General features: G+C 70.0%; 18 protein-coding genes. 11 read left to right on the top strand and 7 right to left on the bottom strand.

The features are described 5' to 3' along the window. Nucleotides 1–22: 22 nt before the first annotated feature. Complete coding sequence (locus ACYVLP_RS15940) at nt 23–751, top strand: MBL fold metallo-hydrolase (protein WP_460628327.1); 729 nt, start codon at nt 23–25, stop codon at nt 749–751. On the opposite strand, the gene ACYVLP_RS15935 is transcribed toward ACYVLP_RS15940, so the two are convergent. The 3 genes from ACYVLP_RS15935 to ACYVLP_RS15925 form a co-directional block, all read right to left on the bottom strand. Then, nucleotides 734–1,255, bottom strand: coding sequence for a DUF4395 domain-containing protein (locus ACYVLP_RS15935; protein WP_460628326.1), 522 nt, complete (start codon nt 1,253–1,255; stop codon nt 734–736). The genes ACYVLP_RS15940 and ACYVLP_RS15935 overlap by 18 nt on opposite strands. 44 nt (nt 1,256–1,299) lie before the next feature. Beyond that, nucleotides 1,300–2,055, bottom strand: coding sequence for a DUF6498-containing protein (locus tag ACYVLP_RS15930; protein WP_460628325.1), 756 nt, complete (start codon nt 2,053–2,055; stop codon nt 1,300–1,302). Between the two features lie 90 nt (nt 2,056–2,145). Then, entirely contained in the window at nt 2,146–3,759 is a 1,614-nt protein-coding gene (locus tag ACYVLP_RS15925; protein WP_460628324.1) for an MFS transporter, read from the bottom strand. A gap of 238 nt (nt 3,760–3,997) precedes the next feature. On the opposite strand from ACYVLP_RS15925, the gene ACYVLP_RS15920 reads away from it, so the two are divergent. The 3 genes from ACYVLP_RS15920 to ACYVLP_RS15910 all read left to right on the top strand — a co-directional run bounded on the left by ACYVLP_RS15920 (nt 3,998) and on the right by ACYVLP_RS15910 (nt 7,999). Then, on the top strand, nt 3,998–4,807 hold the full coding sequence (locus tag ACYVLP_RS15920; protein ID WP_460628323.1) for a deoxyribonuclease IV: 810 nt from the start codon (nt 3,998–4,000) through the stop codon (nt 4,805–4,807). Nucleotides 4,808–4,900: 93 nt separating this feature from the next. Then, complete coding sequence (locus ACYVLP_RS15915) at nt 4,901–5,479, top strand: TetR/AcrR family transcriptional regulator (protein ID WP_460628322.1); 579 nt, start codon at nt 4,901–4,903, stop codon at nt 5,477–5,479. Between the two features lie 204 nt (nt 5,480–5,683). After that, a complete protein-coding gene (locus ACYVLP_RS15910; RefSeq protein WP_460628321.1) occupies nt 5,684–7,999 on the top strand; it encodes an MMPL family transporter in 2,316 nt (771 codons plus the stop codon). Nucleotides 8,000–8,199: 200 nt separating this feature from the next. Here the strand turns inward: ACYVLP_RS15910 and ACYVLP_RS15905 are convergent, their stop codons facing one another. Together ACYVLP_RS15905 and ACYVLP_RS15900 are read right to left on the bottom strand one after the other, a co-directional pair. After that, nucleotides 8,200–10,227 carry an HNH endonuclease signature motif containing protein gene (locus ACYVLP_RS15905; protein ID WP_460628320.1) on the bottom strand — a complete coding sequence of 676 codons (2,028 nt, stop codon included), beginning with the start codon at nt 10,225–10,227 and terminating at the stop codon, nt 8,200–8,202. A gap of 101 nt (nt 10,228–10,328) precedes the next feature. Beyond that, nucleotides 10,329–11,159, bottom strand: coding sequence for a TetR/AcrR family transcriptional regulator (locus ACYVLP_RS15900; protein ID WP_460628319.1), 831 nt, complete (start codon nt 11,157–11,159; stop codon nt 10,329–10,331). An 80-nt stretch (nt 11,160–11,239) separates the two neighbouring features. On the opposite strand from ACYVLP_RS15900, the gene ACYVLP_RS15895 reads away from it, so the two are divergent. Genes ACYVLP_RS15895 through ACYVLP_RS15885 form a run of 3 tightly spaced genes read left to right on the top strand, consistent with a single transcriptional unit; the run spans nt 11,240 to nt 15,632 of the window. Then, entirely contained in the window at nt 11,240–12,472 is a 1,233-nt protein-coding gene (locus ACYVLP_RS15895; RefSeq protein WP_460628318.1) for an ATP-binding cassette domain-containing protein, read from the top strand. Then, nucleotides 12,469–13,305 carry an ABC transporter permease gene (locus ACYVLP_RS15890; RefSeq protein WP_460628317.1) on the top strand — a complete coding sequence of 279 codons (837 nt, stop codon included), beginning with the start codon at nt 12,469–12,471 and terminating at the stop codon, nt 13,303–13,305. Before ACYVLP_RS15895 ends, ACYVLP_RS15890 begins: the two co-directional genes overlap by 4 nt. Continuing rightward, complete coding sequence (locus tag ACYVLP_RS15885) at nt 13,302–15,632, top strand: ATP-binding cassette domain-containing protein (protein WP_460628316.1); 2,331 nt, start codon at nt 13,302–13,304, stop codon at nt 15,630–15,632. Before ACYVLP_RS15890 ends, ACYVLP_RS15885 begins: the two co-directional genes overlap by 4 nt. Here the strand turns inward: ACYVLP_RS15885 and ACYVLP_RS15880 are convergent. Further along, entirely contained in the window at nt 15,590–16,357 is a 768-nt protein-coding gene (locus tag ACYVLP_RS15880; RefSeq protein ID WP_460628315.1) for a DUF4118 domain-containing protein, read from the bottom strand. The two genes, ACYVLP_RS15885 and ACYVLP_RS15880, sit on opposite strands and share 43 nt — an antisense overlap. A 99-nt stretch (nt 16,358–16,456) precedes the next feature. Here ACYVLP_RS15880 and ACYVLP_RS15875 point away from each other — a divergent pair, with 99 nt between their 5' ends. After that, on the top strand, nt 16,457–17,365 hold the full coding sequence (locus tag ACYVLP_RS15875) for an aminoglycoside phosphotransferase family protein (RefSeq protein WP_460628314.1): 909 nt from the start codon (nt 16,457–16,459) through the stop codon (nt 17,363–17,365). Nucleotides 17,366–17,374: 9 nt separating this feature from the next. Beyond that, nucleotides 17,375–17,773 carry a DUF3224 domain-containing protein gene (locus ACYVLP_RS15870; RefSeq protein WP_460628313.1) on the top strand — a complete coding sequence of 133 codons (399 nt, stop codon included), beginning with the start codon at nt 17,375–17,377 and terminating at the stop codon, nt 17,771–17,773. A gap of 162 nt (nt 17,774–17,935) precedes the next feature. Here ACYVLP_RS15870 and ACYVLP_RS15865 read toward each other — a convergent pair whose 3' ends face one another. Next, nucleotides 17,936–23,062 carry a GH92 family glycosyl hydrolase gene (locus ACYVLP_RS15865; protein WP_460628312.1) on the bottom strand — a complete coding sequence of 1,709 codons (5,127 nt, stop codon included), beginning with the start codon at nt 23,060–23,062 and terminating at the stop codon, nt 17,936–17,938. 258 nt (nt 23,063–23,320) lie between these two features. Between ACYVLP_RS15865 and ACYVLP_RS15860 the strand changes: the two genes are divergently transcribed. Continuing rightward, nucleotides 23,321–24,310 (top strand): LacI family DNA-binding transcriptional regulator, encoded by a 990-nt coding sequence (locus ACYVLP_RS15860; protein WP_460628311.1) that lies wholly within the window; start codon nt 23,321–23,323, stop codon nt 24,308–24,310. Further along, on the top strand, nt 24,307–25,398 hold the full coding sequence (locus tag ACYVLP_RS15855; RefSeq protein WP_460628310.1) for a class I mannose-6-phosphate isomerase: 1,092 nt from the start codon (nt 24,307–24,309) through the stop codon (nt 25,396–25,398). The genes ACYVLP_RS15860 and ACYVLP_RS15855 overlap by 4 nt, the downstream gene beginning before the upstream one ends. Nucleotides 25,399–25,824: the final 426 nt, after the last annotated feature.

Below are 25,824 nucleotides of genomic sequence, written 5' to 3'. Positions count from 1 at the left end.
GTGGCCGCACTAGAGTCGGGCCATGGCGAGGGACCCTGTCGTCGCACTGGTGCCGGGCATCTGGCGCATCCCGCTCGTGCGTGACCTCGTCAACGGCTTCATCCTGCGCGACGCGGATGGCCAGGTGACGCTCGTCGACATGGGCATCAAGCCGTCCGGGCCGAAGGTCATCGCTGCCCTGGCCGCGATCGGGTCCGGACCGTCCGACGTCACCCGGCTGCTGCTGACGCACGCGCACCCGGACCACGCCGGCGGCGCCGCTCACGTCGCGGCAGCAACGGGCCGCGCCTTCGCGGTGCACGAGGCGGACGCGGCATACGCCCGGGCGGGGAAGTCACCACCGCGCGACCGGTCGTTCCTGCTCGGGAGGCTGTTCGACCGGTCATCTCGGCCCGGCACCGACTTCCCGCCGGTGCATGTGGAGCGCGAGCTCCATGACGGTGAGGTGCTGCCGGTCGCCGGGGGCCTGCGCGTCGTGCACACGCCGGGGCACTCACCCGGCCATGTGTCCTTGCTGCACGAGGAGACCGGGCTGCTCATCACCGGAGACGCCATGTTCAACGTGCTCGGCCTGCGCTGGCCGATCAAGGCCTTCTGCACCGATTTCGCGATGACGAAGCGGACGGCGCACGTGCTGGGCGAGCTCGACTACACCCTTGCGGCGTTCACGCACGGGAGGGAGCTGCGCGACCGACCCCGCGAGGCGATCCGCACCTTCCTCAAGAGGCAAGGGTCACGAGGAGACAGCTGAGCCGACCTGGCGGCGCTTGGTGATGTCGGCGCACTCGAGGCAGATCTCGTCGGGGATGACCCCGACCCGCATCAGCCCCGAGAACAGGAGGCACCCGACACAGATGCCCAAGATCGACTCGAGGGCCGGGAAGACCACCATGATCGCGCCGATGGCAACGACCAGCCCCAGCGCGACCGCCGAGCCCGTGACCAGGCTGACGACCCACAGGGCGGTCGCAGCCAGCGTCAGGACGGCCCCGATCGTCGCCGCGAACCGCTTCGGCGGACCGGGCGTCGGCCGCTTCGGCGCAGAGACGGCGGGTCGGATCCACCGCTGGACGAGCTGCGCGATCGGGCTGAACTTCGGACCGAGGGCTGCACGCAGGCTGAAGTCGACCGCGAGCACGGCATAGAGCCACCACTGCTGGGTCGCCAGGGCGATGACGCCGATGACGAGGACGACCGCGGCGATGAGCCGCACCGTGACGTCGTCGACGACCGCCGGGAAGCGCGAAGAACTCATGCTGACATTATTGACTGCATAAGGAGTGCTTATGCAAGGGCGATTCAGCTGGTGGACGCCGCCAGAGCCTCGCCCGCGACGGCCCGGCGGGTCAGGACCCGGTGGGTGCCGAGCACGAACGCCAGGTCGAGGACGGTCTTGGCACCCATGAGGAGCACCACGGCGCCGACTTCGTGCGCGGTGCGGCCGTCAGGCCCCCCGAGGAAGAAGAAGCCGAGCAGGACCGTCAGGTGCAGCGCGAGAAGCCGCGGATACGGCGCGGCCATCACCCAGCCGGCCCCGACCACAGCGCGCTCGCCGCGGCCGAACCAGTTCAGGCCGAGTGAGAGCGTGTGGCTGAGCAGCAGCGCCGCCACCGAGGCGACCCAGTCGAGCGGGCTTCCGTGCAGTCCCGCCATTGCGGCCAGGATGGCGGTGAAGACGCCGTGGACGAGGGTGAAGATCCCGTAGTGCAGCGCGAAGAACACCGCGAGCGCCGGATCGCCCGTGACCCACGACGTCCCGGCGAGCCGCCGGGTCAGGCCCCCCAGGTCGACGCTGAGGCCTCGAGCCTCTGTCGCCGACCCCTTGGTCGTCGTGAGGATCCGGACCGTCGTGGTGAACCAGATGACGACGTTCTCGAACCAGTAGATGACGAGGACGTCGCCCATGCCGAGGCGGCCCTCCATGGCCGCCCAGATGGGCATGAGGTTCGCCCCGACCAGCATGACGGCGCTCAGCAGCCGCGCAGCCGGGGTGGGCAGGCGCCGTCCCACGTGGGCCATCAGCTCGACCCCGAGGACCCTAAGGAGCACAGTCACGGGCGCCCATGCTGCCATGGACGCCCGCCCGTTTCCTCCCGAGTTATCCGTCGCGTGTCGCCGCGACGGAGACCCCGAGGACGTATGCCGTCACTCCGCCGCTGCGGCCTGCCCGCGCTCGCGCAGCACGCGCAGAGCCACCACCGCGACCACGATGAAGAGGGCCGCTCCGACCCCGGCCACGACGTTGAGGCTCGTCGTGAACGCGCCCTGCGCCGCGGAGACGAGCTCCCGCGCGGCCGCTGAAGGAAGCGCTCCGGCGGCGTGCACCGCACCCGCGAGGGAGTCGAGCGCGACCGAGCCGGCGCTGGAAGCGTGCTCGGCGGCGTACGGTGCCAGCTGCTCGCGGTAGACGAACGTGGCCAGGGAGCCGAGGCCCGCGACGCCGACGGCGATGCCGAACTCGCCCGAGGTCTCCGAGAGGGAGGCGACCGACCCGGCACGCTCCGGCGGCGACGACTGCATCATGACGGACATCGTCAGCGTCGAGGGCAGCATGATGCCGAACGACGTCAGACACATCCCGAAGATCAGCAGGCCGAACCCGGCCGTCGGGCCGACTGTCATGTAGAAGCCGAGTCCCACCGCACAGAGGCCCAGCCCGGCCGCCATGGTCCGGCCCGTGCCGAGCCGACGGGCGATCGTGGCCGAGGACGACGAGCCGAGGAGCAGGGCGACGTTCGCCGGCAGCATCCACAGGCCCGCCCCGAGCGGGTCCAGACCCGCGACGAGCTGGAGCCACTGCGTGCTGAGGAACGAGACGCCGGCCATGACGACGCCGCCGACGAGCATGACCGCCAGGGCCGTCGAGAAGGCCCGGCTGCGGAAGAGCGACAGGTCGATCAGTGGGTTGTCGATCCTGCGCTGACGACGGACGAACAGGACGCCCATCACGACACCTGCTGCGGCGATGGCGAGCGCAAGAGTGGTGTTGCCGCCACGGGCGATCTCCTTGAACCCGTAGATGACCGGCAGGATCGTCACGAGCGACAGCACCGAGCTCGCCAGGTCCACCCGCGCTCCCGGCTGGCGCTCCGACTCCGGCAGCACGCGGCGACCGACCACGACCAGGACGACCATGAACGGCACCCCGAGCAGGAAGGCCGAGCCCCACCAGAAGTGCTGCAGCAGCATGCCGCCGACGAGCGGGCCGACCGCCATGCCGCCCATGAAGCAGCTGAACCAGATGCCGATAGCCGTGGTCATCGACTTCTCGTCGCTGAAGATCGTGCGGATCAGCCCCATCGTCGACGGCATCAGGGTGGCGCCGGCGATGCCGAGCACGGCGCGCCACAGGATGAGCTGCTCGGGCGAGGACGCGTATGCCGCAGCAACCGATGCGATGCCGAACGCGACCGCGCCGGCGAGCAGGAGCCGCTTGCGGCCGATGCGGTCGCCCAGCGCCCCCATCGTCACGAGGAAGCCGGCCAGGACGAACGAGTAGATGTCGAGCATCCACAGCTGCTGCGTGGTCGAGGCTCCGAGGTCGGCTGACAGCTCGGGGAGCGCGAGGTAGAGGACGCTGACGTCGAGCGAGAGCAGGAGCGCGGTCAGAGCCAGCACGCCGAGGGCGACCCACTGGCGACGCCTCGTCGTCGGCGCCGCGGCTGTGGTGGTCGCCGGGGTCCCACGCTCGGCAGAGCTGGCGGTGCCAGTGGTGTCGACGGTGGCCTCGGTGGCCGCTCGCTCGGTCGTGGAGCTCATCGGTGTGTCCTTCCGGTCTGTCTGGCTTCGAGCCCTGGTCCGGGCCTTTCACCACCACGTCGACCGGTCCGGCGGGCTTTCGACACGGGCTGCGAGATTTCTTGTCGTCGTCGAGGGGCGGGCACGGACCCGGGTCGGGGGGTGGGCCCGAGGCAGGGTGCCGAGGCTTGGTGGGGCGACGGGGTGAGCTCCCTGACGGGCCGTCGCGCTGTCGGCGGGGCGGCATACCCTGTGTGGCATGTCGAGAGGCGCAGGTGTGCACATCGGAGCCCATGTCGAGCAGGAGGACCCCATCGCGGAGGCCGCAGCACGCGGGGCGACGCTGTCGCAGTTCTTCCTCGGCGACCCGCAGAGCTACAAGGGTCCGGTCGTGCGCTTCGAAGGCGGCGCGGGTGCCCTCAAGGCGGCAGCCGAGGCGGCCGGCATCGACCTCTACGTGCACGCGCCCTACCCGATCAATGTCGCCTCGCTCAACAACCGCATCCGCATCCCCGGCCGCAAGCTGCTCCAGCAGCACCTGACCATGGCGGGCGAGATCGGCGCCAAAGGGGTCATCGTCCACGGCGGGCATCTCGGCGTCGACGAGGACGCGGCCGTCGGCTTCGACAACTGGCGCAAGTGCATCGACGGCCTCGACATGCCCGTGCCGCTGCTCATCGAGAACACCGCCGGTGGCGACAACGCGATGGCTCGCCGTCTCGAGGCCATCGCCCGGCTGTGGGACGCGATCGGTCAGGCCAAGGGTGGCGACCGCGTCGGCTTCTGTCTCGACACCTGCCACGCGCACGCCGGCGGCAACGACCTCGGGACGGTCGTGGACGAGGTGCGAGCCATCACCGGCCGGATCGACCTCGTGCACGCCAACGACTCCCGCGACGAGTTCGACTCCGGCGCCGACCGGCACACCAACTTCGGGTCCGGCCACATCGACGGCGAGGCGCTGGCGGGCGTGATCCGCGCGGCCGGAGCCCCGGTCGTGTGCGAGACGCCCGGTGGGGTCGAGGGGCAGGCAGCGGATATCGCCTGGCTCCGCTCTCGCGTCGACTGAGCACAGTCGCAGACCCGAGTCTGGAGCAGCAGGGTGCGCCCACCCTGTCGATCATTTGCACTCTGAGCCATGAGGGTGCAAGAATGCACTCTTGTGAGCCAGAGTGCAACCGCCAGGAAGCTGTCGACGCGACGCCGGATCAACGTCGCGGCGCAAGAGCTCGCGATCGAGCGCGGCTACGACGGGTTCACCCTCGACGAGCTCGCCGAGGTCGTGGGCGTGTCGCGGCGCACCCTTTTCAACCACGTCGCAGGCAAGGAAGAGGCCGTCCTCGGCGTGCGGCCCGAGTTCAACGCCGAGGTCGTGGACCGCTTCCGTGCGGGGGGCCCGACCGGTGATCTTGTCGACGACCTGCTTGTCGTGATCGTCGACGTGCTCGACCGCGACGACCCGGATCGCGCTGATGCCCAAAGGTTCCACCGGGTCTTCGAGCGCAACCCCGAGCTCATGCACCGCGCTCTCAAGGAGCTCGAGCAGATCTGCGCCGAGGCGGTGGCGATGGCGTCGGACCGACCGGGTGAGACCGACCCGCAGCGCACGCGCGTCGTCGTCACCCTGCTCGTCGCCCTCGTCGCCCACGCCATGAACGAGTTCGTCCTCGCCGAGGACGACACCACCGTCGTCGAGCACCTGCGTGCCGCGGTCTCGACGGCACGCGCCCTGCTCACCTGACGGCACCAGCCCCCCGCTCACCAGACGACACATCGCCCTGCTCACCTGACGGCACGCGCCCTGCTCACCTGACGGCATAAACCCGATCTTCCGGACGGCATACGTCCTGCGTCCTGACGGCGGGCGGCCCGCCAACCACCCGCTCTCGTCCCGCCACAGCGTCGTGGCCACGACCGCCCACCACACCCCCAGAAAAGAGTCATCGTGGCCACACGTCTCTATCGCCTCGGCCGCCTCGCCTACCGGCGCTGGCCGATCTTCCTCGTCGTCTGGCTCGTCGCACTCGTCGGCATCGCCGGCGTCTCCAAGGCCATCAGCAAGCCGATGGTCGACGAGTTCAGCATCCCTGGCATCCCTTCGGAGCAGGCCCAGACGCTGCAGCAGGAGCTCTTCCCCGGAGCGCGCAGCGCCTATGACGGCGCGACCGGCACGCTGGTGATCGCGGCCCCTGCGGGCCACACCCTCGCCGAGCCGACGTACCGCAAGGCCGTCGACGTGCTCCTCGCGGACATGCGGGACACACCTCAGCTCGCGCCCGGCACCACCTTGGTCAACCCCGTCGACGCCGCCCAGGCGCAGCGTACCCAGATCGTCGAGGCCGCCGTCAGGGCCGGCCAGCCGAAGGCCGTCGCCGAGGCCAACGCGGCCGCGCTGTCACCGCTCAGCGCGGACCAGCGCGTCGGCACGGTCAGCTGGAGCTTCGACGTCGCGTCCCCGACCGACGTCAAGAAGTCGAGCCAGGACGCCGTACTCGGCGCGATGGACGACGCTCGTGACACGGGCCTCACCGTCGAGGTGAACGGCAGCGGGATGCAGTCGTTCGAGATGCCCGGCGGGTCAAGCGAGCTCATCGGCATCGCGATCGCAGCCCTCGTCCTCGTTCTGACGTTCGGGTCCCTCGTGGCGGCTGGCCTCCCGATCCTCACGGCCCTCGTCGGTGTCGGCATCGGCGCCCTCGGTGTCACCGGCGCGACGGCGTTCGTCAACCTCGGCAGCACCACGCCCATCCTGGCGACGATGCTCGGCCTTGCCGTCGGCATCGACTACGCGCTGTTCATCCTCTCCCGTTATCGCGCGGAGCTCCACCACACCGACGACCGGGAAGAGGCCGCAGGGCTCGCCGTGGGCCGTGCCGGCTCGGCCGTCGTCTTCGCCGGACTCACCGTCATCATCGCGTTGTCCGCGCTGACTGTCGTGGGCATCCCGATGCTCTCCGCGATGGGAATCGCTGCCGCCGCAACGGTCTTCGTGGCTGTGCTCGTCGCCCTGACGCTTCTGCCCGCCATCCTCGGCATGCTCAAGGGGAAGGCATTCGCCGGCCGGGTGCGCCGTGACCGGATCGTCGACGACGGGGACGGCGCGCGTCCCAACGGTGGTTCGAGGTGGGCACGCTGGGTCGGCCGGCACCCGATCGTCATCGGCATGCTCGGCGTGATCCTGCTCGGCTCCCTCACGATCCCGGTGGCGGATCTGCACCTCGCCCTGCCGACCGACTCGACCGCGTCGACGGAGACCTCGGCCCGTCGCGCGGCCGACCTGCTCGACGACGCGTTCGGCCCCGGACGCAGCGCACCGCTGCTTCTTGTGGTCGACGCGCGAGAGGCAGGCGACCCGGCGGCAGCGGGCAAGGCGATCGGCCAGGTCACCGCGTGGGCCGGGTCCCAGAAGGATGTCGCCAACGCACAGGTCATCGCGATGAACCCTGATGGCAACGGCGCCCAGATCCTCATCACCCCGAGGAGCGGGTCCGACGACGTCGCCACCGAGCAGCTGCTCACCGACCTTCGCGACGGCCAGGCGGCCCAGGAGGAGGCCACCGGGACGACGCTCGGCGTCACTGGACTGACCGCCATCCAGACCGATGTGTCCGAGCGGCTGTCCGGAGCGCTCGTGCCCTACCTCGCGATCGTCGTCGGTCTCGCGTTCGTGCTCCTGGTCATGGTCTTCCGCTCGATCCTCGTGCCGCTCACGGCGACCCTCGGCTTCCTGCTGTCGGTCCTGGCGACCCTCGGTGCGACAGTGCTGGTCTTCCAGAACGGGTTGTTCGGTCTCTTCGAGCCGGCGCCGATTATGAGCTTCATGCCGATCCTCGTCATCGGGATCGTCTTCGGCCTCGCGATGGACTACCAGGTGTTCCTCGTGACCCGGATGCGGGAAGCGTATGTCCACGGCGAGTCGGCCAAGGACGCGATCGTCGACGGCTTCCGGTGGAGCGCTCGTGTCGTCACGGCCGCCGCAGCGATCATGATCTCGGTCTTCGCCGCGTTCATCCTGCAGGACCAGGCGCTCATCCAGTCCATGGGCTTCGCTCTCGCGATCGCGGTCCTCTTCGACGCCTTCGTGGTGCGGATGACCCTGATCCCGGCGGTGATGAACCTGCTGGGCGACAAGGCCTGGTGGCTGCCGAGGTGGCTCGACCGGATCCTGCCGAACGTCGACGTCGAAGGCGAGTCGCTGACGCGACACGTGTCCGGCCCCGCGTCTGCCGCGCCCGATCGGGAGCTTGCCGGCACCCACTGACCCGAACAGCGCCGCCCGTCCACGTCGACCACCTGGACCACCCTGTCGACCACGACCATGGCCACCACCGGCAAGGCGACGTCGAGCTAGCGCACCACGTCGCCGAACCCGTTTGCCGCACTCCGAGCAGTCGCCCACCGCGACGGTCATGACCGTCAAGGCGTGCGACTGCTCGGGCTGTTGCGGACTGGGTCGCCGGCCTATTCGAGCAGCCGGTGTGACCGAGGTTGGCCTGCGCCCGTGCGGGACGGATGCGCCCCGCGAGGCGGCGGGTCGGGGTCGATCTCGGCGGGGACGCGGGCCGGCGCCGCCGGTGGCGGATGCCAGCTGACCAGCTCTGGTGTGACCTCGGCGGTGAGCCCGAGCTCGTGGACTCTGGTGTGGTGTCGACTGCACAGCAGTGCCCCGTTGAGCAGGTCCGTGGGCCCGCCCTCTGCCCAGTGAACGACATGGTGCGCCTCGCACCACTGTGCCGGCACGGTGCAGCCCGGGTACGAGCAGCCGCCGTCGCGGACCGCGAGAGCCAACCGCTGAGCCGGGGTGAAGTACCGCTGGGTGAACCCGAGGTCCAGGACCTGGGACGGGCCGCCGAGCACCATCGGCACGACCCCGGCCTCGCACGCCAGCCGGCGCACCGCGCCCACGGACAGCACCTCGTCGTTGTCCGCGACGCCGGCGCCGTGCACGAGCCCGACCAGGGCCGCGTAGGACATCGTGATGACGACCTTGGCCCGCGGGGTCCGGGTCACGCCCATCGGGGCGGCCACCGCCCGAGCGACCAGCTCGAGCAGCGCGTCCGCGCGTCGAGTCGCCGGCAGCCGCGGGTCGGCCACCGGCACGGCGCAGACCTCACACCCCGGCCGCACCCAGGACCCACCCACATGCCCATCCACATGCCCGCCCACGGACCCACCCGTGGACCCATCCGTGGACCCATCGACACGACCGACGGAGTGGTCGCCCTCGAACGGCTGGTCACCGTGCCCTCTCAGGGCGAAGGCCGCACCGCCGCCGACATCGCCCGAACCGCCCGCACCGCCCGCACCGCCCTCGATGGGGCCATGAGCCGAGCCAGCGCCAGAGGCCAGCACACCGGTGCGCTCGCCCGGATGGCGATCCACCCCCGCGTGATCTAGCTGATCTGGGCCGGGTGACGGCTCGGGGATCAGGTGTCCGCACACCGGGTGCCGATACGGCGCCGGACGCTCTGCCCAGTCCAGGTCTGGCCGCGGCCGGGCCAGCGGGTCGATCGCGGCGTCCAGCACCGCCGCGCCCTCGGGATCCAGCCGGAGCCGGTACTCGACCAGCCCCGCCGAGCGACCCACCCGCGACAACGACCGACCCGCCCGCATCCGCGCCTCCTGGGCCGCCACCTGCTCCGGTGGCCGCAGCGACACCCGAGCCTGCCGGACCAGCCGCCGCAGCTCACGCACCCCCAGCACCCCGGCCTGCTCGACCATCGCATGGACCACCCCGTCGAGATGAGCCCGCTCGGCAAAGGACACCGCATCCTCGTGGAACCGCACGATCACCGCCGCCCGCTCCACCGTGGTCACCCCCGAACGCACCATCTCGGCCAGCGCCCGCCACCGCGGCTCGCTCATCACCGCACCCACCGCCGTCAGCTCCGCCGCCCCGGCACCCTCCAGGGCCGGGGCCTGGGCCGCGAGCCAGTCGTTGCGCGACAGGCCCTCCCGCAGACCCAGACCGCGCGAGGACACCTCGCCCGCCAGCACCGCCGTCAGGCTGTGCGCCAGATCCCGCACCCGCTGCGCCTGCGCGACCGCATCGCCCACCCCGGCCTCGGGCAGGCACCACGTCGGGAACGACCGGGCGATCAGCCGCAGCTCCTCGGCCATCGAGGCCAGCCGCGCGGCCAGCCCCGGCAGACCCGCCAGAGCCTCCAGCTCCACACCCGCCCGCGAGTCAGACGAGGCCAGCAACGCCACCCGGGCCACCGGGTCCATCACCACCGATGTCGCCGCCACCGCGGCCCCGCCCACCAGCCCGGCCCCGCCCACCAGCCCGGCCCCGCCCACCAGCCCGGCCCCGCCCACCAGCCCGGCCCCGCCCACCAGCCCGGCCCCGCCCACCAGCCCGGCCCCGCCCACCAGCCCGGCCCCGCCCACCAACCCGGCCCCTGCCGGCTCACCAGGCTGCCGCACCGGCGCGGTGACCCCGTGGCGCGGGCCCCGTCGGCGCTTCGGATGGCGGGCTGTCTGGCTCATGACCCAAACATACGTTCGACCACCGACAGCCACCCGCCACTACCCACAGCAAACCGATGCAAACACCTGGGTTGTCCACAGGCTCGAAGGGTCCGCCGGAGCTAGCTGCCCTTCTTGGCCGTGCCCCGTGCATGTCCGTCCGACCCGAGCCGGTCGACGAACGCCTCGATGCCGTCGAGCAGTCGCTCCAGCCCGAACTCGAAGATCATCTCGCTCTCGGCCTCCAGGTATGACCCCTCGAGCTCGGTGCCGTCGAACGTGCCCTGGCTGGCAAGCGCCGTCAAGAAAGGGAACCGCTCGGCATAGTCGGGCGCGACCTCGTTGAACATCCGGGACCGCGACATCCACCATTCGTTCTCGTCGACGCCTGTCACCTCGGTCGCACGGGTCGTCTCGGCCATGGCGCGAGCGTTGCCATGGACGAAGCTCGCGACGGACCACACGCTCGCCATGAGGTCGGGACCGGTCAGCCCGAGCCCGGAAAGGAGCTTCGCGGAGGTCTCCTGGTTGCGGGTCTCGTTGGGGCCCATGCCGGCCCGCGCGCCGGAGATGTCAAGGGTCCACGGGTGGCGCAGGAAGAACGCACGGTTGTCGTGGGCCCACTGCCGCAGTGCGGGCCGCCAGCCGTCGGAGAGGTCGTAGTCGGTCGGCAGCTCGCCCGCCACGTGGTCCCACATGAGGTCGATCAGCTCGGCCTTGCCCGGAATGTACGTGTAGAGCGCCATGGGAGTGCGGCCGAGCCGGTCACCGACCGCGCGCATGGAGACGGCGTCGATCCCGCCTTCGTCGGCGAGGGCGATGGCGGCGGCGACGATCTCCTGGACGCTCAGCGCGGCCTTCGGCCCACGCCGCGTCGCGGGGGGCTGCGGTTTCGCACCCCAGAGCAGGCGCATGGACTCCTCGGGGTCGCCCTGGCCGACGTAGATGACCATGAGGGTTGCCAACTCCTTACGCCGTAATCTAATCTCTTCGAGGATCTCTTTACGGCGTAAAAGATACAGGGAGGTATGCCGTGCCGGACCGAGGACTCGCCAGTCCCACCCAGCCCACCACCACCGCAACACCCACCACCGCAACACCCACCTCAGGCACCGCCCCCGCCAACACACCGGCGATCGTGGCACGAGGCCTGGTCAAGACGTATGCCGCCCACCGGGCTCTCGACGGGTTCGACCTCACGGTCCCGCGTGGGGTGGTGTGGGGCCTGCTCGGCCCCAACGGCGCCGGCAAGACGACAGCGGTGCGCACCCTCGCCACGCTGCTCGCCGTCGAGCAGGGCGAGGCATCGGTCGCGGGGGTCGACGTGCGCACCCGGCCGCAGGAGGTGCGTCGCCACATCGGGCTCTCCGGGCAGACGCCGGCCCTCGACGAGATCCTCGGCGGCAGGCAGAACCTCGTGCTGTTCGCGCGGCTCAACCGGTTCGGCGCGAAGCAAGCCCGCGTCCGCGCCGACGAACTGCTCGCCCAGTTCGAGCTCGTCGACGCCGCTGACAAGCCGGTCAAGCAGTACTCCGGTGGCATGCGCCGGCGCCTCGACCTGGCCGTGACGCTGCTGCTGCGTCCTGAGGTGCTCTTCCTCGACGAGCCGACCACCGGTCTGGATCCACGCAACCGCGGCGAGGTGTGGACCTCGATCTGCCAGCTCGTGGCCGACGGCACGACGGTGCTGCTGACGACGCAGTACCTCGACGAGGCGGACCAGCTCGCCTCGGGAGTCTCGGTCATGGACCGCGGCCGGGTGATCGCCGAGGGCCGGCCGGACGACCTCAAGCGCGACATCGGCGGCGACCGCCTCGAGGTCACGGTCGTCGACCGCGCCGACCTGGACCGGGCTCGCGCCGCGGTCGCCCGATGGGCCGCAGGTGATCCGGCGGTCGATCTCGAGTCGGGCACTGTCAGCGCGGCGGTGGCCGACCGGGTGACCGCGATCTCGTCGGTGCTCGAGGAGCTCGGCCGAGGTGGGGTGCGCATCGCCGACATCGGGCTGCGCCGCCCGACGCTCGACGACGTGTTCCTGCGTCTGACCGGCCATGTCGCCGAGACCGCTGAGCCGACCTCGGTCGAGCACGACGCCCCCTTCGAAGACCATGCCGACGACGATGCCGACGATGGTGTCGACGACGGCGTCGACGACGGCGTCGGGGCCCGCGAGGACCGCAGTCACCCCGAGAGCGGGGGCGGCCATGGAAGCCCGGGCCACCGGCATACGAAGGTCGGCGCCGAGGACGCGGAGGTCGCCCGATGAGCGCCGCCACGACGACCCTCCCGGTGGGAGGCGACAGCCTCGCCGGCCGGGTCCGCTGGGCGGTCCGCGACGGGCTCCTCATTGCGGGCCGCGACGTGGCCCACTGGATCCGGGAGCCGCAGCTGATCCTGTGGACGCTTCTGTTCCCGATCGTGTTCGTGCTGCTGTTCGCCTACGTGCTCGGCAGCTCGATGCAGGTGGCCGGCGGGGGCAGCTACCAGGAGTTCCTCATGCCCGGGATGTTCGTCCAGACGATGGCCTTCGGGCTGGGCGAGACGGTCGCGGCCGTGCAGTCGGACAACGCGAAGGGCGTCATGGACCGCTTCCGCTCGATGCCGATCGCGCCGTCCGCGGTGGTGCTCGGGCGCGTGCTCGCGAACATGCTCTACTCCGTTGTCAGCCTCGTGATCATGATCGGCTGCGGGCTGCTCGTCGGCTGGCGCTGGCACACCGGCATCTCGGGCCTCGCGCTCGGCGTGGCGCTGCTGCTCCTGCTGCGGCTGGCCATGATGTGGCTCGGGATCGTCCTCGGCCTCAAGGCCAAGAGTGCTGAGATGGCCAACGGCCTGTTCGGCCTGCTCTACCCGCTGACGATGCTGTCGAACGCCTTCGCCTCTCCGGAGCTCATGCCGGGGTGGCTGGGCACGATCGCGATGCTGAACCCGCTCTCGTGGACGACGACCGCGGTGCGCGAGGCGTTCGGCAACCCAGGTGTGCCCACGACCGGCTGGCTGTCGGACCACGCTGTCATGCTTGCCGTCATGTGGCCGCTCATCGTCACCGCCGTGACCTTGCCGTATGCCGTCCGCGCGTTCCAGAGGCTCAGCCGATGACCGCGGGCGCGACCACGCCCGCCGAGGCACACCGTCACGACGTCATCCGGGTCCGGGGGGCGCGGGTCAACAACCTCAAGGGGATCGACGTCGACATCCCGAAGAAGAGCCTGTCCGTCTTCACCGGCGTCTCGGGGTCGGGCAAGAGCTCCCTGGTCTTCGGCACCATCGCGGCCGAGAGCCAGCGACTCATCAACGAGACGTACTCCGCGTTCCTCCAGTCGTTCATGGGGAGCCCGGCACGCCCGGACGTCGATGCGCTGGAGAACCTCAGCGCCGCGATCGTCGTGGACCAGGAGCGGATGGGGGCCAGCTCGCGTTCGACGGTCGGCACGGCGACCGACGTCAACGCTTTCCTTCGCCTCGTCTGGTCTCGCCTGTCGACGCCCCACGTCGGGCCGTCCTTTCACTTCAGCTTCAACGTCCCCGACGGCATGTGTCCCGAGTGCGAGGGCATCGGCAAGGTCTCGGCGATCGACGAGTCCCAGCTCGTCGACAAGGACCTCAGCCTCAACGAAGGCGCCATCACGGTGCCCAACTTCACCCCGAACACCTGGTACTGGCGGGCCTATGCCGAGAGCGGCCGGCTCGACCCTGACAAGAAGGTCCGCGACTTCACCCCTGAGGAGTGGGAGTGGTTCATGCACACTCCCGCGACGAAGGTGAAGCTCGGCGGCATCAACACCACCTACGAGGGACTGGTGGTCAAGGTCAAGCGGGTCTTCCTCGACAAGGAGACCGAGAGCGGGCAGAAGCACATCAAGGCGTTCGTCGAGCGGGTCGCGACGTTCTCGGCCTGCCCCGCCTGCGACGGCACGAGGCTCAACGAGGCTGCGCGCACGGCGACGGTGGCCGGTCGCACGCTCCCACAGGCGTGTGCGATGCAGATCAGCGACCTTGCCGCGGTCATCGAGGACCTGCGCGACGACCCGGTCGCTGCGCCCGCGCGCCCGGCGGTCGTGTCGCTCGTCGACCTGCTCGGCTCGCTCGTCGAGGTCGGGCTCGGCTACCTCTCGCTCGACCGCGAGTCGGGCACGCTCTCCGGAGGCGAGGCCCAGCGGGTCAAGATGGTCCGCCACCTCGGCTCGGCCCTGTCCGACATCACCTATGTCTTCGACGAGCCGACCATCGGGCTCCACCCTCACGACATCGCGAAGATGACGGACCTGCTGGTCCGCTTGCGCGACAAGGGAAACACCGTCCTCGTCGTCGAGCACAAGCCGTCCGTCATCGAGCGGGCGGACCATGTCGTCGACCTCGGCCCGGGCGCCGGCTCGAGCGGCGGGGAGGTGACGTATGCCGGTGACGTCGCTGGCCTGCGCGCCTCCGACACGCTCACCGGCCGCCACCTCGACGCCCGTCCCGGCCCACGCGACGCCACGCGCACCCCCACCGGGCGCCTCGAGATCCGCCATGCCACGACCCACAACCTCAAGGACGTCTCCGTCGACCTCCCGCTCGGCGTGCTCACCGTGATCACGGGTGTCGCCGGTTCCGGCAAGTCGTCGCTCATCCACGGCTCGCTGGCCGACGGGTCGATGGCTGCGGCAGGCGAGGTGCGCGTCGTCGACCAGTCGGCGATCCGTGGGTCGATGCGCAGCAACCCCGCGACCTACACCGGCCTGCTCGACCCGGTGCGCACCGCCTTCGCCAAGGCGAACGGCGTCAAGCCTGCGCTCTTCTCCGCCAACTCGGAGGGCGCCTGCCCCAACTGCAAGGGCCTCGGCGTCGTCTACACCGACCTCGCGATGATGGCGGGCGTCGCGAGCCGCTGCGAGGAGTGCGAGGGCAAGCGCTTCACCCCGGAGGTGCTCGCCTACCGGCTCGACGGGAAGAACATCGCCGAGGTGCTAGACCTGTCCATCGGGGAAGCGCGTGAGTTCTTCACCAAAGGCACTCCGCGCAAGATCCTCGACCGCCTCGTCGACGTCGGCTTGGGCTACATCCGGCTCGGGCAGCCGCTGTCCACCCTGTCCGGGGGCGAGCGCCAGCGGATCAAGCTGGCGATCCAGATGGCGGAGGGTGCCGGCACCTACGTGCTCGACGAGCCGACGACGGGCCTGCACATGGCCGACATCGAGAATCTCCTCCGAATGCTCGATCGCCTTGTCGAGCAAGGCAACTCCGTCATCGTGATCGAGCACAACCTCGCGGTGATGGCGCACGCGGACTGGATCGTCGACATCGGTCCGGGTGCGGGGCACGACGGCGGCGAGATCGTCTTCGAAGGGCCTCCTGCAGAGCTCGCGCGGTCACGAACGCTGACCGGCCAGCACCTCGGCGCCTACCTCGGGGTCGGTGAGCCGGTCGGCATGTCCCAGTCGTAGACACCAGCCATGCGGTCGGCGAGCAGCACAGCGACGCGGAGCTGCTCGGCGGTCGGCCGCACCACGCGGGTCGACGTGACGACCCGGAAGTGACCGATGACCTGCCCTGCCCAGCGCACTGGGACCGTGGTGTACGAGTCCGTCGGCAGACCGATCCGCTGCACTGGCACCATCCGACCAGCGGCCTGGACGGTCCCGTCCGCGCCGACGATCGCGTCGTGCGCCTGAGGCTGGCCGGTCATCCACTCGGTCCGATCGGCCCCGAGGGCGTGCGTGATCGCCGTGGCGATCGCGCGGGCGTGGGTGTCGGCACTCGTGTCGGGCCCGAGCTCGAGCAGGTCGGCGAGCCCGTGCAGGTAGCCTTCGCGGCGGAGCGCGGCCGCCTGCTGCCGCCGGCCCCAGAGCGCGATCTCCGTGACGGCAAGACCGACGATGACCAGCACGACCGCGAGCTCGACGTCCTCGCTGTTGCTGATCGTCAGAGAGTGGTACGGAAGTGTGAAGAAGAAGTCGAAGCTGGCCGCCGCCGACAGTGCGGCAACGACTCCGGTGATGCGGTCGCCGGTCGCGGAGGCGGCCACGACCGCGAGCACCAGCACCATGGCCGCGGTGCTGGAGTCCATGCTCGCGCGGAAGATCCCCAACACGGCCCCGACCACGACGGGCAGGAGCAGGGCGAGCCAACGGATGAGCCAACGGTGGCTCATCGTCCAGTCAGACGTCATGCCTCCACGGAACCATCGGTGCCTGGGAGCAGGCACCGTGCCCGCTGGGATCCTGACGCCATCTTGACGACATCCTGATGAACACGGAGTGGAGCGCCGATGACCGACCGCATGCATGACGACGAGGTCACGATCACCGATGAGCTCGTACACGGGTTGCTGGCGGCGCAGCTGCCGCACCTGGCTGGTCGGCCGCTGCACCGCGTTCGGTCGACGGGCACGGTCAACGCCATCGTGCGGCTCGGCGACGACCTCTACGTCCGGCTGCCTCGGGTCGCCTCCTGGGCGAGCGACCTCGACAAGGAGCTCGAGTGGCTGCCCCGACTCGGGCCGGGGCTGCCCCTCGAGGTCCCCGAGCCGGTGGCCGTCGGTGAGCCGACCGACGAGCTCCCGTTCAGGTGGGCGGTCTTTCGCTGGATCCACGGGTCTCCGTATGCCGTTGACGACGTGGACGAGGCCTCGGCGGCCGCCGACCTGGCTGGGTTCGTGCAGCGCCTGAGAGCCGTGCCTGTACCCGAGGGCGCCCCCCGGGGCGGTCGCCGCCCCCTCGCGCAGCTGGATATCGACACCCGGGATGCCTTGCAGCGCAGTCGTGGACACATCGACGTCGAGGCCGCCCTGGCGGCCTGGGACCGCGCGCTGGACGCGCCCACATTCGAGGGCGACGGCCGCGTATGGCTGCACGGCGACCTCCTGCCCCCGAACGTCCTGGTCCGCGACGCCCGCCCGGTCGCCGTGCTCGACTTCGGCAGCGTCGGGGTCGGAGACCCTGCGGCGGACACGATCGCGGCCTGGACCATGTTCGGCGGGCGCGGGAGAACGGCATACCGGGACGCCCTCGGGGTCGACGACGGCACGTGGGAGCGAGCCCGCGGCTACGCCCTGACGCAGGCGGCCATGATCATCCCCTACTACGAGCGCACGAACCCGGCCTTCACGGCGATGGCTCGGACGACCGTCGCCAACGTCGTCGCCGACGTGGCGGGCAGTGTCGCGACCAGCCGGTAGCGTCGCGCCATGACGAGCACCTCGACCTTCACGACGTCCGACTTCGACGTGACCGACTACGCCCCCGACGTCATCACCGCGCTGCCGACGGGCCACCTGCGCATGCGCAAGACGTATGCCGGTGCGGTCGCCGGGCGCAGCGTCACCCAGTTCACCTCCGCCTTCGACCAGGCCACCGGGGTCGGCACGTACGTCGCGATGGAGTCGTTCGAGGGCACCGTGGACGGGCGCGTAGGGGCCTTCAACTTCGTGCACGCCGCGTCGACCAGCGGCTCCGACCGGACCAACGAGTTCGGCTTCATCGTGCCCGGCAGCGGCACGGGCGAGCTAGCCGGGATCGAAGGCAGCGTGCGGCTGCACATCGATGACGACGGCACCCACCACATGGACTTCGACCACAACCTCTGACCCGCGCCGGGGCGCCCACCAGGTGGTCGTGATGCTGCCGTCCACAATGTGGGCAGTGCGTCGTCGGCCGACGTGCGCGGGTCGGCAGACGGCACACGGCCCGCCGACTGCTCGTGGCAGTCGGCGGGCCGGCCCGTCCTTTCGGATGCTCAGCAGGTCACGTCAGCGCACCGTGACCGTGAGGGACCCGAGGACGTCGGAGCGGGAGTCGGACGCCAGGACACGCACCGAGTAGGTGCCCGCCGCCGCCCACGTGTGGCTCCCGCTGATCGTGGCGCTGCCATCGGATCCGGTCGCCGAGACAGTCGCGTCCTCGGTCACCGTCCCGTCGCCCCACTGGACCCGGGCGCGATAGCCCTGGTCGCCCGAGGCGGGCACGCCGCCCGACACCGTGCCGAGGTCGACGTTCGTCGAGGTCTTGGCCGTCGTCGTGGTGTCGGCACCCGGCTGGACCCTCAGCGCGGCGCCGTTGTCGGCGATCGCGAAGATGTGGATCCGTCCGGCGCTACCGGGGTCGCCGGTCTGCGTCGGCAGGGTGATGCCCGTGACCGTCTTGCCCGCGGGGATCGTCAGCGGCGCCGTGGCGAAGAGCTTCGCGTGGCAGCTGTCCGTGCCGGTCCCGTTGAGGCGGTAGCCCATCTCCAGCGCGACGATGTTGCCGAACTGGGCCGAGCCGCACCAGTCGCCGAACTGGATCGGGTAGCTGACGCTCGTGCCGTCGCTGAACCGGACGGTACCGACGGTGTCCTGGTTCTTCTGCGTCGCGGTGCCGATGATCGACAGCCTCGTCGCGCCAGGTGCCAGGGTGACAGCGAGCGTCTGGCCCATGCCGGTGGCGTTGTCCTTCTGACCCGCCGGGATGGCCGGGATCGAGAAGCCCAGGTCGGTGCCAGGCACCGCGACGAGCTTTCCGGGGACGCCGCCCGCCGCAGTCATCGCCTCCCGCGAGAGACCCGCCCGGTCGCCGTCACACGGGACCGTGTCGCCGACGTGTCCGATGCAGACGGAGTCGAACCCAGCGGCATACGACGGGATCGTCGCCGTGTGGACCGTGACTCCGCCGACGTCGCTCGATGACCCGTTGGCCGTCGTGACCGTGACGCGCGGCTGGTAGTAGCCCGGCGTCTCCCACGTGTGGCCGCCCTTGATCGTGTACGAGCCGAGGTCGCCGGTCTCGATGGTGCCCTCGGATGTCGTGCCGTCGCCCCACGCGATCGTCGCCGTGGCCACGACCGGCTTGCCGCCGACGCCGCCGGAGAACTCGCCGACGGTGCCCGACCAAGCGGTGTCCTCGGTCACCTCGAACGGAGCGGCGGCCGACACCTTGATCTGGGTGTTCTGCGCCTTCGAGCCGTCAGTGAGGAACTCGACCTCCGACAGGTTCGGTGCCACCGCACCAACGGTCGCCGTGACGACGAGACGGTACGACGTGTACGTCTCCGGCAGGGCGATCTTGAAGGGTCGCGTCTGGCTGCGCCACGGGAAGGTCTGGTCCGAACGGGTGTCGAGCACCGTCCACGTCGCACCACCGTCGCGCGAGCCCTCGAGCCGCCAAGCCGACGGGTCGCCCGCCTTGGGGCCGGAGGTGATCGTGTACCACGTCGCCCGTTGGCCCACGCCCGAGAGGGCGAAGGTCACCGTCGGGGTCGCCGACGAGAACGCCGTCGACGTGCGCGACGTGTTGTCGAACATCGCCTTCGGGTCAGCGCCCGACGCGAGGTCGGTCGCCGTCGCGGTGCCACGGCCAGGGCCGGTGGCGTCCATGAGCGGCTTCGGGGCCTCAGTGCCCTTGGTGAGTGCAGGCGGGGCATCCTGGATGCGCGCACCGAAGTCGGACGGGTTCGCACCCATCGCGAAGTCGATGGTGGTCGCACCCTTGATCTGCGACTGGTCGATCGAGACCGACTTCTGCTTCAGCCCGTTGACCGTCACGCCCTGCACGTAGATGTTGCGCTCCGAGTTGCTCGGGGCGTTGACGACGAGGTCGCCCTGCGTGCGATGGACGGTCGCCTGCGCGAACTTCGGCGAGCCGATGGCCCACTGCGACGACCCGACCTGGAGCGGGTAGAGGCCGAGCGAGGACAGCACGTACCACGCCGACATCTCGCCGTTGTCCTCGTCACCCGGGTAGCCCTGGCCGGTCTCGGTGCCGACGTAGAGGCGCCGCATGATCTCGCGGACCTTCTCGGCCGTCTTCCACTGCTGGCCGGTCCAGTCGTACATGTAGGCGATGTGGTGCGAGACCTGGTTGCTCTGGCCGAGCATGCCCATCCGGACGTCACGCGCCTCGAGCATCTCGTGGATCGTGCCGCCGTAGCCGCCGGGCTTGGTCGCCGTCTCCGGGGTGGAGAAGAACGTGTCCAGCTTCTTGGCCAGGGCGTCACGACCGCCGTAGAGGTTCGCCAGACCCGTGCCGTCCTGCGGCGCGTGGAAGGCGAAGTTCCAGCCGTTGGTCTCGGTGTAGTCGCCGCCCCACGCCTCCGGGTCGAAGGTCGACGGGTAGCTTCCGTCGGCACTGCGGCCCTGGAAGAAGCCCACCTTCGGGTTGAAGACGTTGACGTAGTGCGTCGACCGCTCCAGGAAGTACTGCGACTCCTCGGCGAGCTGCGCGCGGCGGGCGGCCGGGGTGGCCGGGTCCGTGGCCAGTGCGGCCGCCATGTTGCCGATGCCGAAGTCGTTGATCAGCCCTTCCAGCCCCCACGAGACGCTCTCGCCGGTGCTGGTGCTCGTGTAGCCGAGGAAGATCGAGGTATCCAGGCCCTTGCGCCCGACGGCGCTGGACGTGGGCAGCACGGTCGCGTTCTTCACGGCCGCGTCATAGGTGCCCAGCGGGTCGGGCAGCTTGACTCCCTTGACATAGGCGTCCGCGAACGCGACGTCCGAGCTGGTGCCCGTCATGAGGTCCGCGTAGCCGGGCGAGCTCCACCGGGCGACCCAGCCGCCGTCACGGTACTGCTGGACGAAGCCGTCGGCGATCTCCGCCGCCACCTCAGGGTAGAGCAGGCTGTATGCCGGCCAGACCGTGCGGTACGTGTCCCAGAACCCGTTGTTGACGTAGATCTTGCCGTCCTTGATCGCGGCGTTGGTCGTCGTCGTGGTCGCGCTGCCGGTCTTCGAGGCGACCGGGCTCGCGTACTGGTAGTGCGGAGCCTGCGCCGTTCCGGTGTTCTCGAACTGGCTGTTCGGGTACAGGTTGAGCCGGTACAGGTTCGAGTAGAGCGTCGTCCGCTGCGTGTCCGCGTTCGTGTCGCTCGACGCCTTGACGTCGACGACGCCGAGGCGCGCGTTCCACGCGGCCTTGGCCGCTGCGTGCACGGCGTCGAAGTCGCGCGAGGCGAGCTCTAGCGCGTGGTTGCGCTGAGCCTGGTCGAGCGAGATGAACGACGTCGCGAGCTTGAGCTCGACCTGGTGGTTCGTGCTGGTGTCGAACGTCGCGTAGCGCGTCCCGGTGCGGCCGCCCGACGCGGTGCCCGTCGCGGTCGAAGGTCGGTCGAACGTGCCGTAGACGAACATCCGGCTCCGACCAGCAGACAGGCCCGATCCGTTGTCGACCCACCCCGTGAGGGTGTCCCCTGCCTGGTTGACCGTGAACGAGCCGTTGTTGTCGACGGTGTCGACGACGAGGTGGCTCTTCGCCGCGGACTCCGGGAAGGTGAAGCGGTAGACGCCGCCGTGGTCGGCGGGTGTCATCTCCGCGTCGATGCCGCCGGCCAGCGACACCTTGTAGTAGTCGGGCCGGGCGACCTCGGTCTTGTGGTCGAAGGCCAGTGCCCGGTTCGTTGCGTTGCCGGTCGGGGTGCCGGTCGCCACGGAGGGCATCACCGACAGCTGGTTCCGGTCACCCATCCACGGGCTCGGCTCGTGAGAGATGGCGAGCCCTTGCAGCAGAGGCAGGTTCGCTGCGTTGTTCTGCGCCTGGTAGTAGTACTCCCACGACTGGGAGGTCGCGTTCGTGACCGGGGTGAAGAACGTGAAGCCGTTCGGCAGCGCGCTGATCGGCAGGTTGTTGCCACGTGAGAACGACCCGGACGCGTTGGTGCCACGCCGGGTGTCGACGAAGTTGGTCAGGTCGGACTCGTCGACGGCTGCCGGGTCGGCCGCGACCGAGAGGTCGTCGATCCAGCCCCCGAAGCGGGTGTCCGCCTTCGCTGCAGTGTTGTCGTAGCCGACGAGGATGCGGTCGATCGTCTTGCCGGCCGCAACCCGCCCGACCTCCAGGGTCACCGCGTTCCACTGGTTGGCGTAGAGGATCTTGCCCTTGCCCTGACCACTCGGGGACGCCGAAACGCCATGTGCGTCAAGGGCGCTCAGGTCGGACAGGTAGGTGCCGTCGGTGAACCGAAGGTCGATGGCGGCATTCGTCGACGGGTAGGTGAGGTCGCCCGCGACCATGTCGGGGAAGATCTTGTAGCTCAGCTCCGTGGTGGACGTCACCGGCACGTCGACGTCGAAGAGCCGGTTCCACGCGTACCCTCGGCCGTCTGCCGTGTGTCCGCCCGAGTAGCGCAAAGCCTTGAGGCCGGTCCAGCCGACGAGCGGCTTGATGTTGAACCCCGAGATCGGGCCGGAGCCGACGCTCGTGATCATCGGAGTCGCCGGGCCGGTGCCGGTCGTGCCGTCAGAGATGTCCCAGTCGGCGAGCTGGACGATGCTGCCCGAGTGCACCGCCGTGACGTTGAGCCGGTAGTAGACGAACGTGTCCGGGGTGGCCACGTCGAAGCTGCGCTTCGCGAAGCGACCGGAGAAGTCGATGTTCGCCTGCGTGTCGAGGTCGGTCCACGACGAGCCGTCCTGCGAGCCCTGCAGGGTGAAGTTCTTGGGGTCACGCTCGGGAGAGTCGTTGGCCGAGGTGAGCGAGTAGCGCACCACCTTGGCCGGCGCACCGAGCTGGTAGCGCACCCAGCCCGTCGAGGCGAATGCGAGCCACTTCGAGTCCGGGTTCGCGTCCGCGAGGTTGGCCGCAACCTCGCCCGGCGCGTTCTCCGCGCTTGCGGAGACCGATACAACGGAGCCGAGGAGGCTGCCGTTCGTGCTCGACTTGCCGGTCACGTTCTGTTGGCGCGGGCCGTCCTGGCCGGTCTCGACCGTCGAGAGCTCGGGCTGTGGCTGCCCGGCTTCGAACGAGGTCGAGAAGTCCCCCGCTCCGGCCGTTTCGGTGGTGGCACCCGCGGTCGACGCCGAGGCGTCAGCGGCGGACGCAGGGGGCGATGCGGCAACCGCCCCCATCGTCGAGGTGACCAGGAGCGCCATCGCGACGGCGCCTCTCTGGATCCCTGATGTCAAACCCATCGGTGTCCTCCGTGCTCGTCGTTGAGCCGTGCTGTGTGGTGTCTGTGGGCGGTTTCCCTGACCTGGCCGAGACTCGCCGGAAGCGGCAAATGTCGTCAACGTCGCCTAACGAACTTGTCCGGACAGGACACCCAATCGGACAAGACTCGATCGCAGAGGCATCGATCCGCCCATTCGGCTTGCAGTCGCCGCAGCGCGTCTGCTCACATGTCCCCCATGACAGCGTTGTCTGACCATCGGACAGGAGCTCGTCCGACCATGGCGGACGTGGCTGCCGAGGCGCATGTCTCGGTCAAGACGGTGTCTCGCGTTGTCAACCACGAGCCCGGCGTCCGTCCGGACACGGCCGAGCGCGTCCGAGCAGTGATCGAGCGGCTCGGGTTCCGCCGCCATGACGGCGCCCGGATCATCCGCCAGGGCCGCACCTTCACCATCGGCCTGGTCGTCGAGGATCTCGCGAACCCCTTCTACTCACAGATCGGCGCCGCGGTCGAGCGCGAGGCACGGATCCGCCAGCACCAGCTCATCACCGCGTCCGCCGAGGGCTCGCCGTCGCGCGAACGAGCGGTCCTCGAGGCGCTCATCGCACGGCGTGTCGACGGGATCGTCGTCGTGCCTGCCGGCGAGACCCCGTCGGCCGACCCTGCCGTCGAGGCCAGCGGCACCCCCATCGTCTACATGGACCGACCGGTGCGCGGAGCCGACAACGACACCATCCTCAGCGACAACCAGGGTGGTGTCCGGAGCGCCGTGGAGCACCTCGTCGCGCACGGCCACCGCCACATCGCCTTCCTCGGCGACGACCCCGGCTTCTGGACCGCTCGCCAGCGTCGCGAGTCGTTCATCGCGACCCACCGCGCGCTCGGCCTACCGGGCTCACCCCGGGTGTCGATGGGGCCGCACTCGACGGCATCCGTCCGTGAGCTGCTCGCCCAGTGGAGCCACGAGTCCGACCCGACCACCGCCATCATCACGGGCAACAACCGCGTCACCCTCGCGGCCCTGCTCGCGATGCGCGAGCTCCGGGTCAGCATCGCCATGGTCGGCTACGACGACTTCGAGCTCGCCGAGCTCATCGACCCACCGGTCACGGTTGTCCACCAGGACCCAGCTGCCATGGGACAGAAGGCAGCTCAGCAGCTCTTCGCCCGCCTGCTCGGCGACGAGTCGCCGCCGCAGACCGTCGTCATGCCCACACGCCTCATCGTCAGGGCGTCCGGAATCCGTCGTGGAGGACCCACTCGATGACCCCTAGTCATGTCGCCGACGACTCCGTCATGCCCACGCGGCTGTCGGTCAACACACCGCGGCGCTTCTACCGCGGTGGGGAGCGCATCCTCGCCTTCCGCGGACTGCCGCTGCCGGACGACTTCGACGGCTACCGCCCGGAGGACTGGCTCGCGTCGGCGACCCACCTGTTCGCCGAGGGCGGCGGCGGGGTGACCCGCCTGACGAGCGGCACGGACCTGCCCGACGCCCTCGCTGCGGACCCGGACGGCTGGCTGGGCGCGGCGCACGTTGTGGCATACGGCGTGGCCCCCGGCCTGCTGACCAAGCTGCTCGACAGCGGCGAACGGCTCCCAGTGCACTCGCACCCTGACCGGGCGTTCGCGGCCCGCCACCTCGACTGCGACAACGGCAAGACCGAGGCCTGGATCGTGCTCGACGCCGAGCGCGGTGCGAGTGTCTGGCTCGGCTTCCGCGAGGAGCTGCCTGCAGACGAGCTCGCCGAGCTGGTCGAGGCCCAGGATGAGCGCCTGCTCGCCGCCCTGAACCGCGTCGAGGTCTCCCGCGGCGACGCCATCCTGGTACCCGCCGGCCAGCCGCATGCGATCGGTGAAGGTGTCCTGATCCTCGAGCTGCAGGAACCGACAGACCTGTCCGTCATGCTCGAGCACGCCCGCTTCGGGCTCGAGGAGGCGCATGCATTCCTCGGTCTCGACCGACCCCTGGCGCTGCAGAGCGTCGACCGCGGGCCGCTCACGAGCGAGAGGATCGGCGCGCTGCGGCGCCGCTGGACCGACGTCACCGGCGTCGGGCCTGCGCTGCCTGTCGAGGCACGAGATTTCTTCCGGGCGCAGGTCGTCCGGCCCACCAGCCCGGACCCCGGCAACGGGGCCCCCGAGCCGGTGACCGTCGAGGCGGCATTCGCCGTCACGGTTGTCGTCGATGGTCGCGGCACGCTCGCGACCATAGGTGACGCCGGCGACGGCGTAACGCTGGACATCGAAAGGGGCGACGTCCTGCTTGTCCCCCACGGTGCGGGAGGGGTCCGCATCGAGGGAGACGTCACAGTCATCCGGTGTATGCCGCCGGCTGGCAATCCCGTGGGTTGATTCTGCGGGTTTTCGTTTATTGGGAGCTGCCGGGGCCGTGGTGGTGTCGGTGTGTCGGGTTCTGCGCCGGGTGTGGTGTGGGGTTCGGTCTTTTCTAGGAGGATTCATGCGTAGCAGGTCTGTCAGGTCTGTGGTGTCGTTGGCGTTGGTGGGGGTTGTTGGCGTCGCACTGGCTGCTTGTGGGTCGTCGTCGGACAACACGCCGGCGGCGGGTGGGGCCACGACGCCGTTGTCGACCAAGGCTGGTGGTGCTGGTGGTGATGTGGGGGTGTTCACGTGGTGGGCGGCCGGGTCGGAGAAGAAGGGCCTGGACGCGTTGCAGGGGTTGTTCAAGCAGAAGTACCCGAATGACAACTTTGTGAACCTGGCGGTCGCGGGTGGGGCCGGCAGCAACGCGAAGGCGAAGCTCGCATCGGATCTGGCGAA

It is taken from the genome of Intrasporangium mesophilum (genome assembly GCF_054783095.1).
Note: the sequence above shows the minus strand (reverse complement) of the source record. Positions and strands in the feature narration are given on the sequence as shown.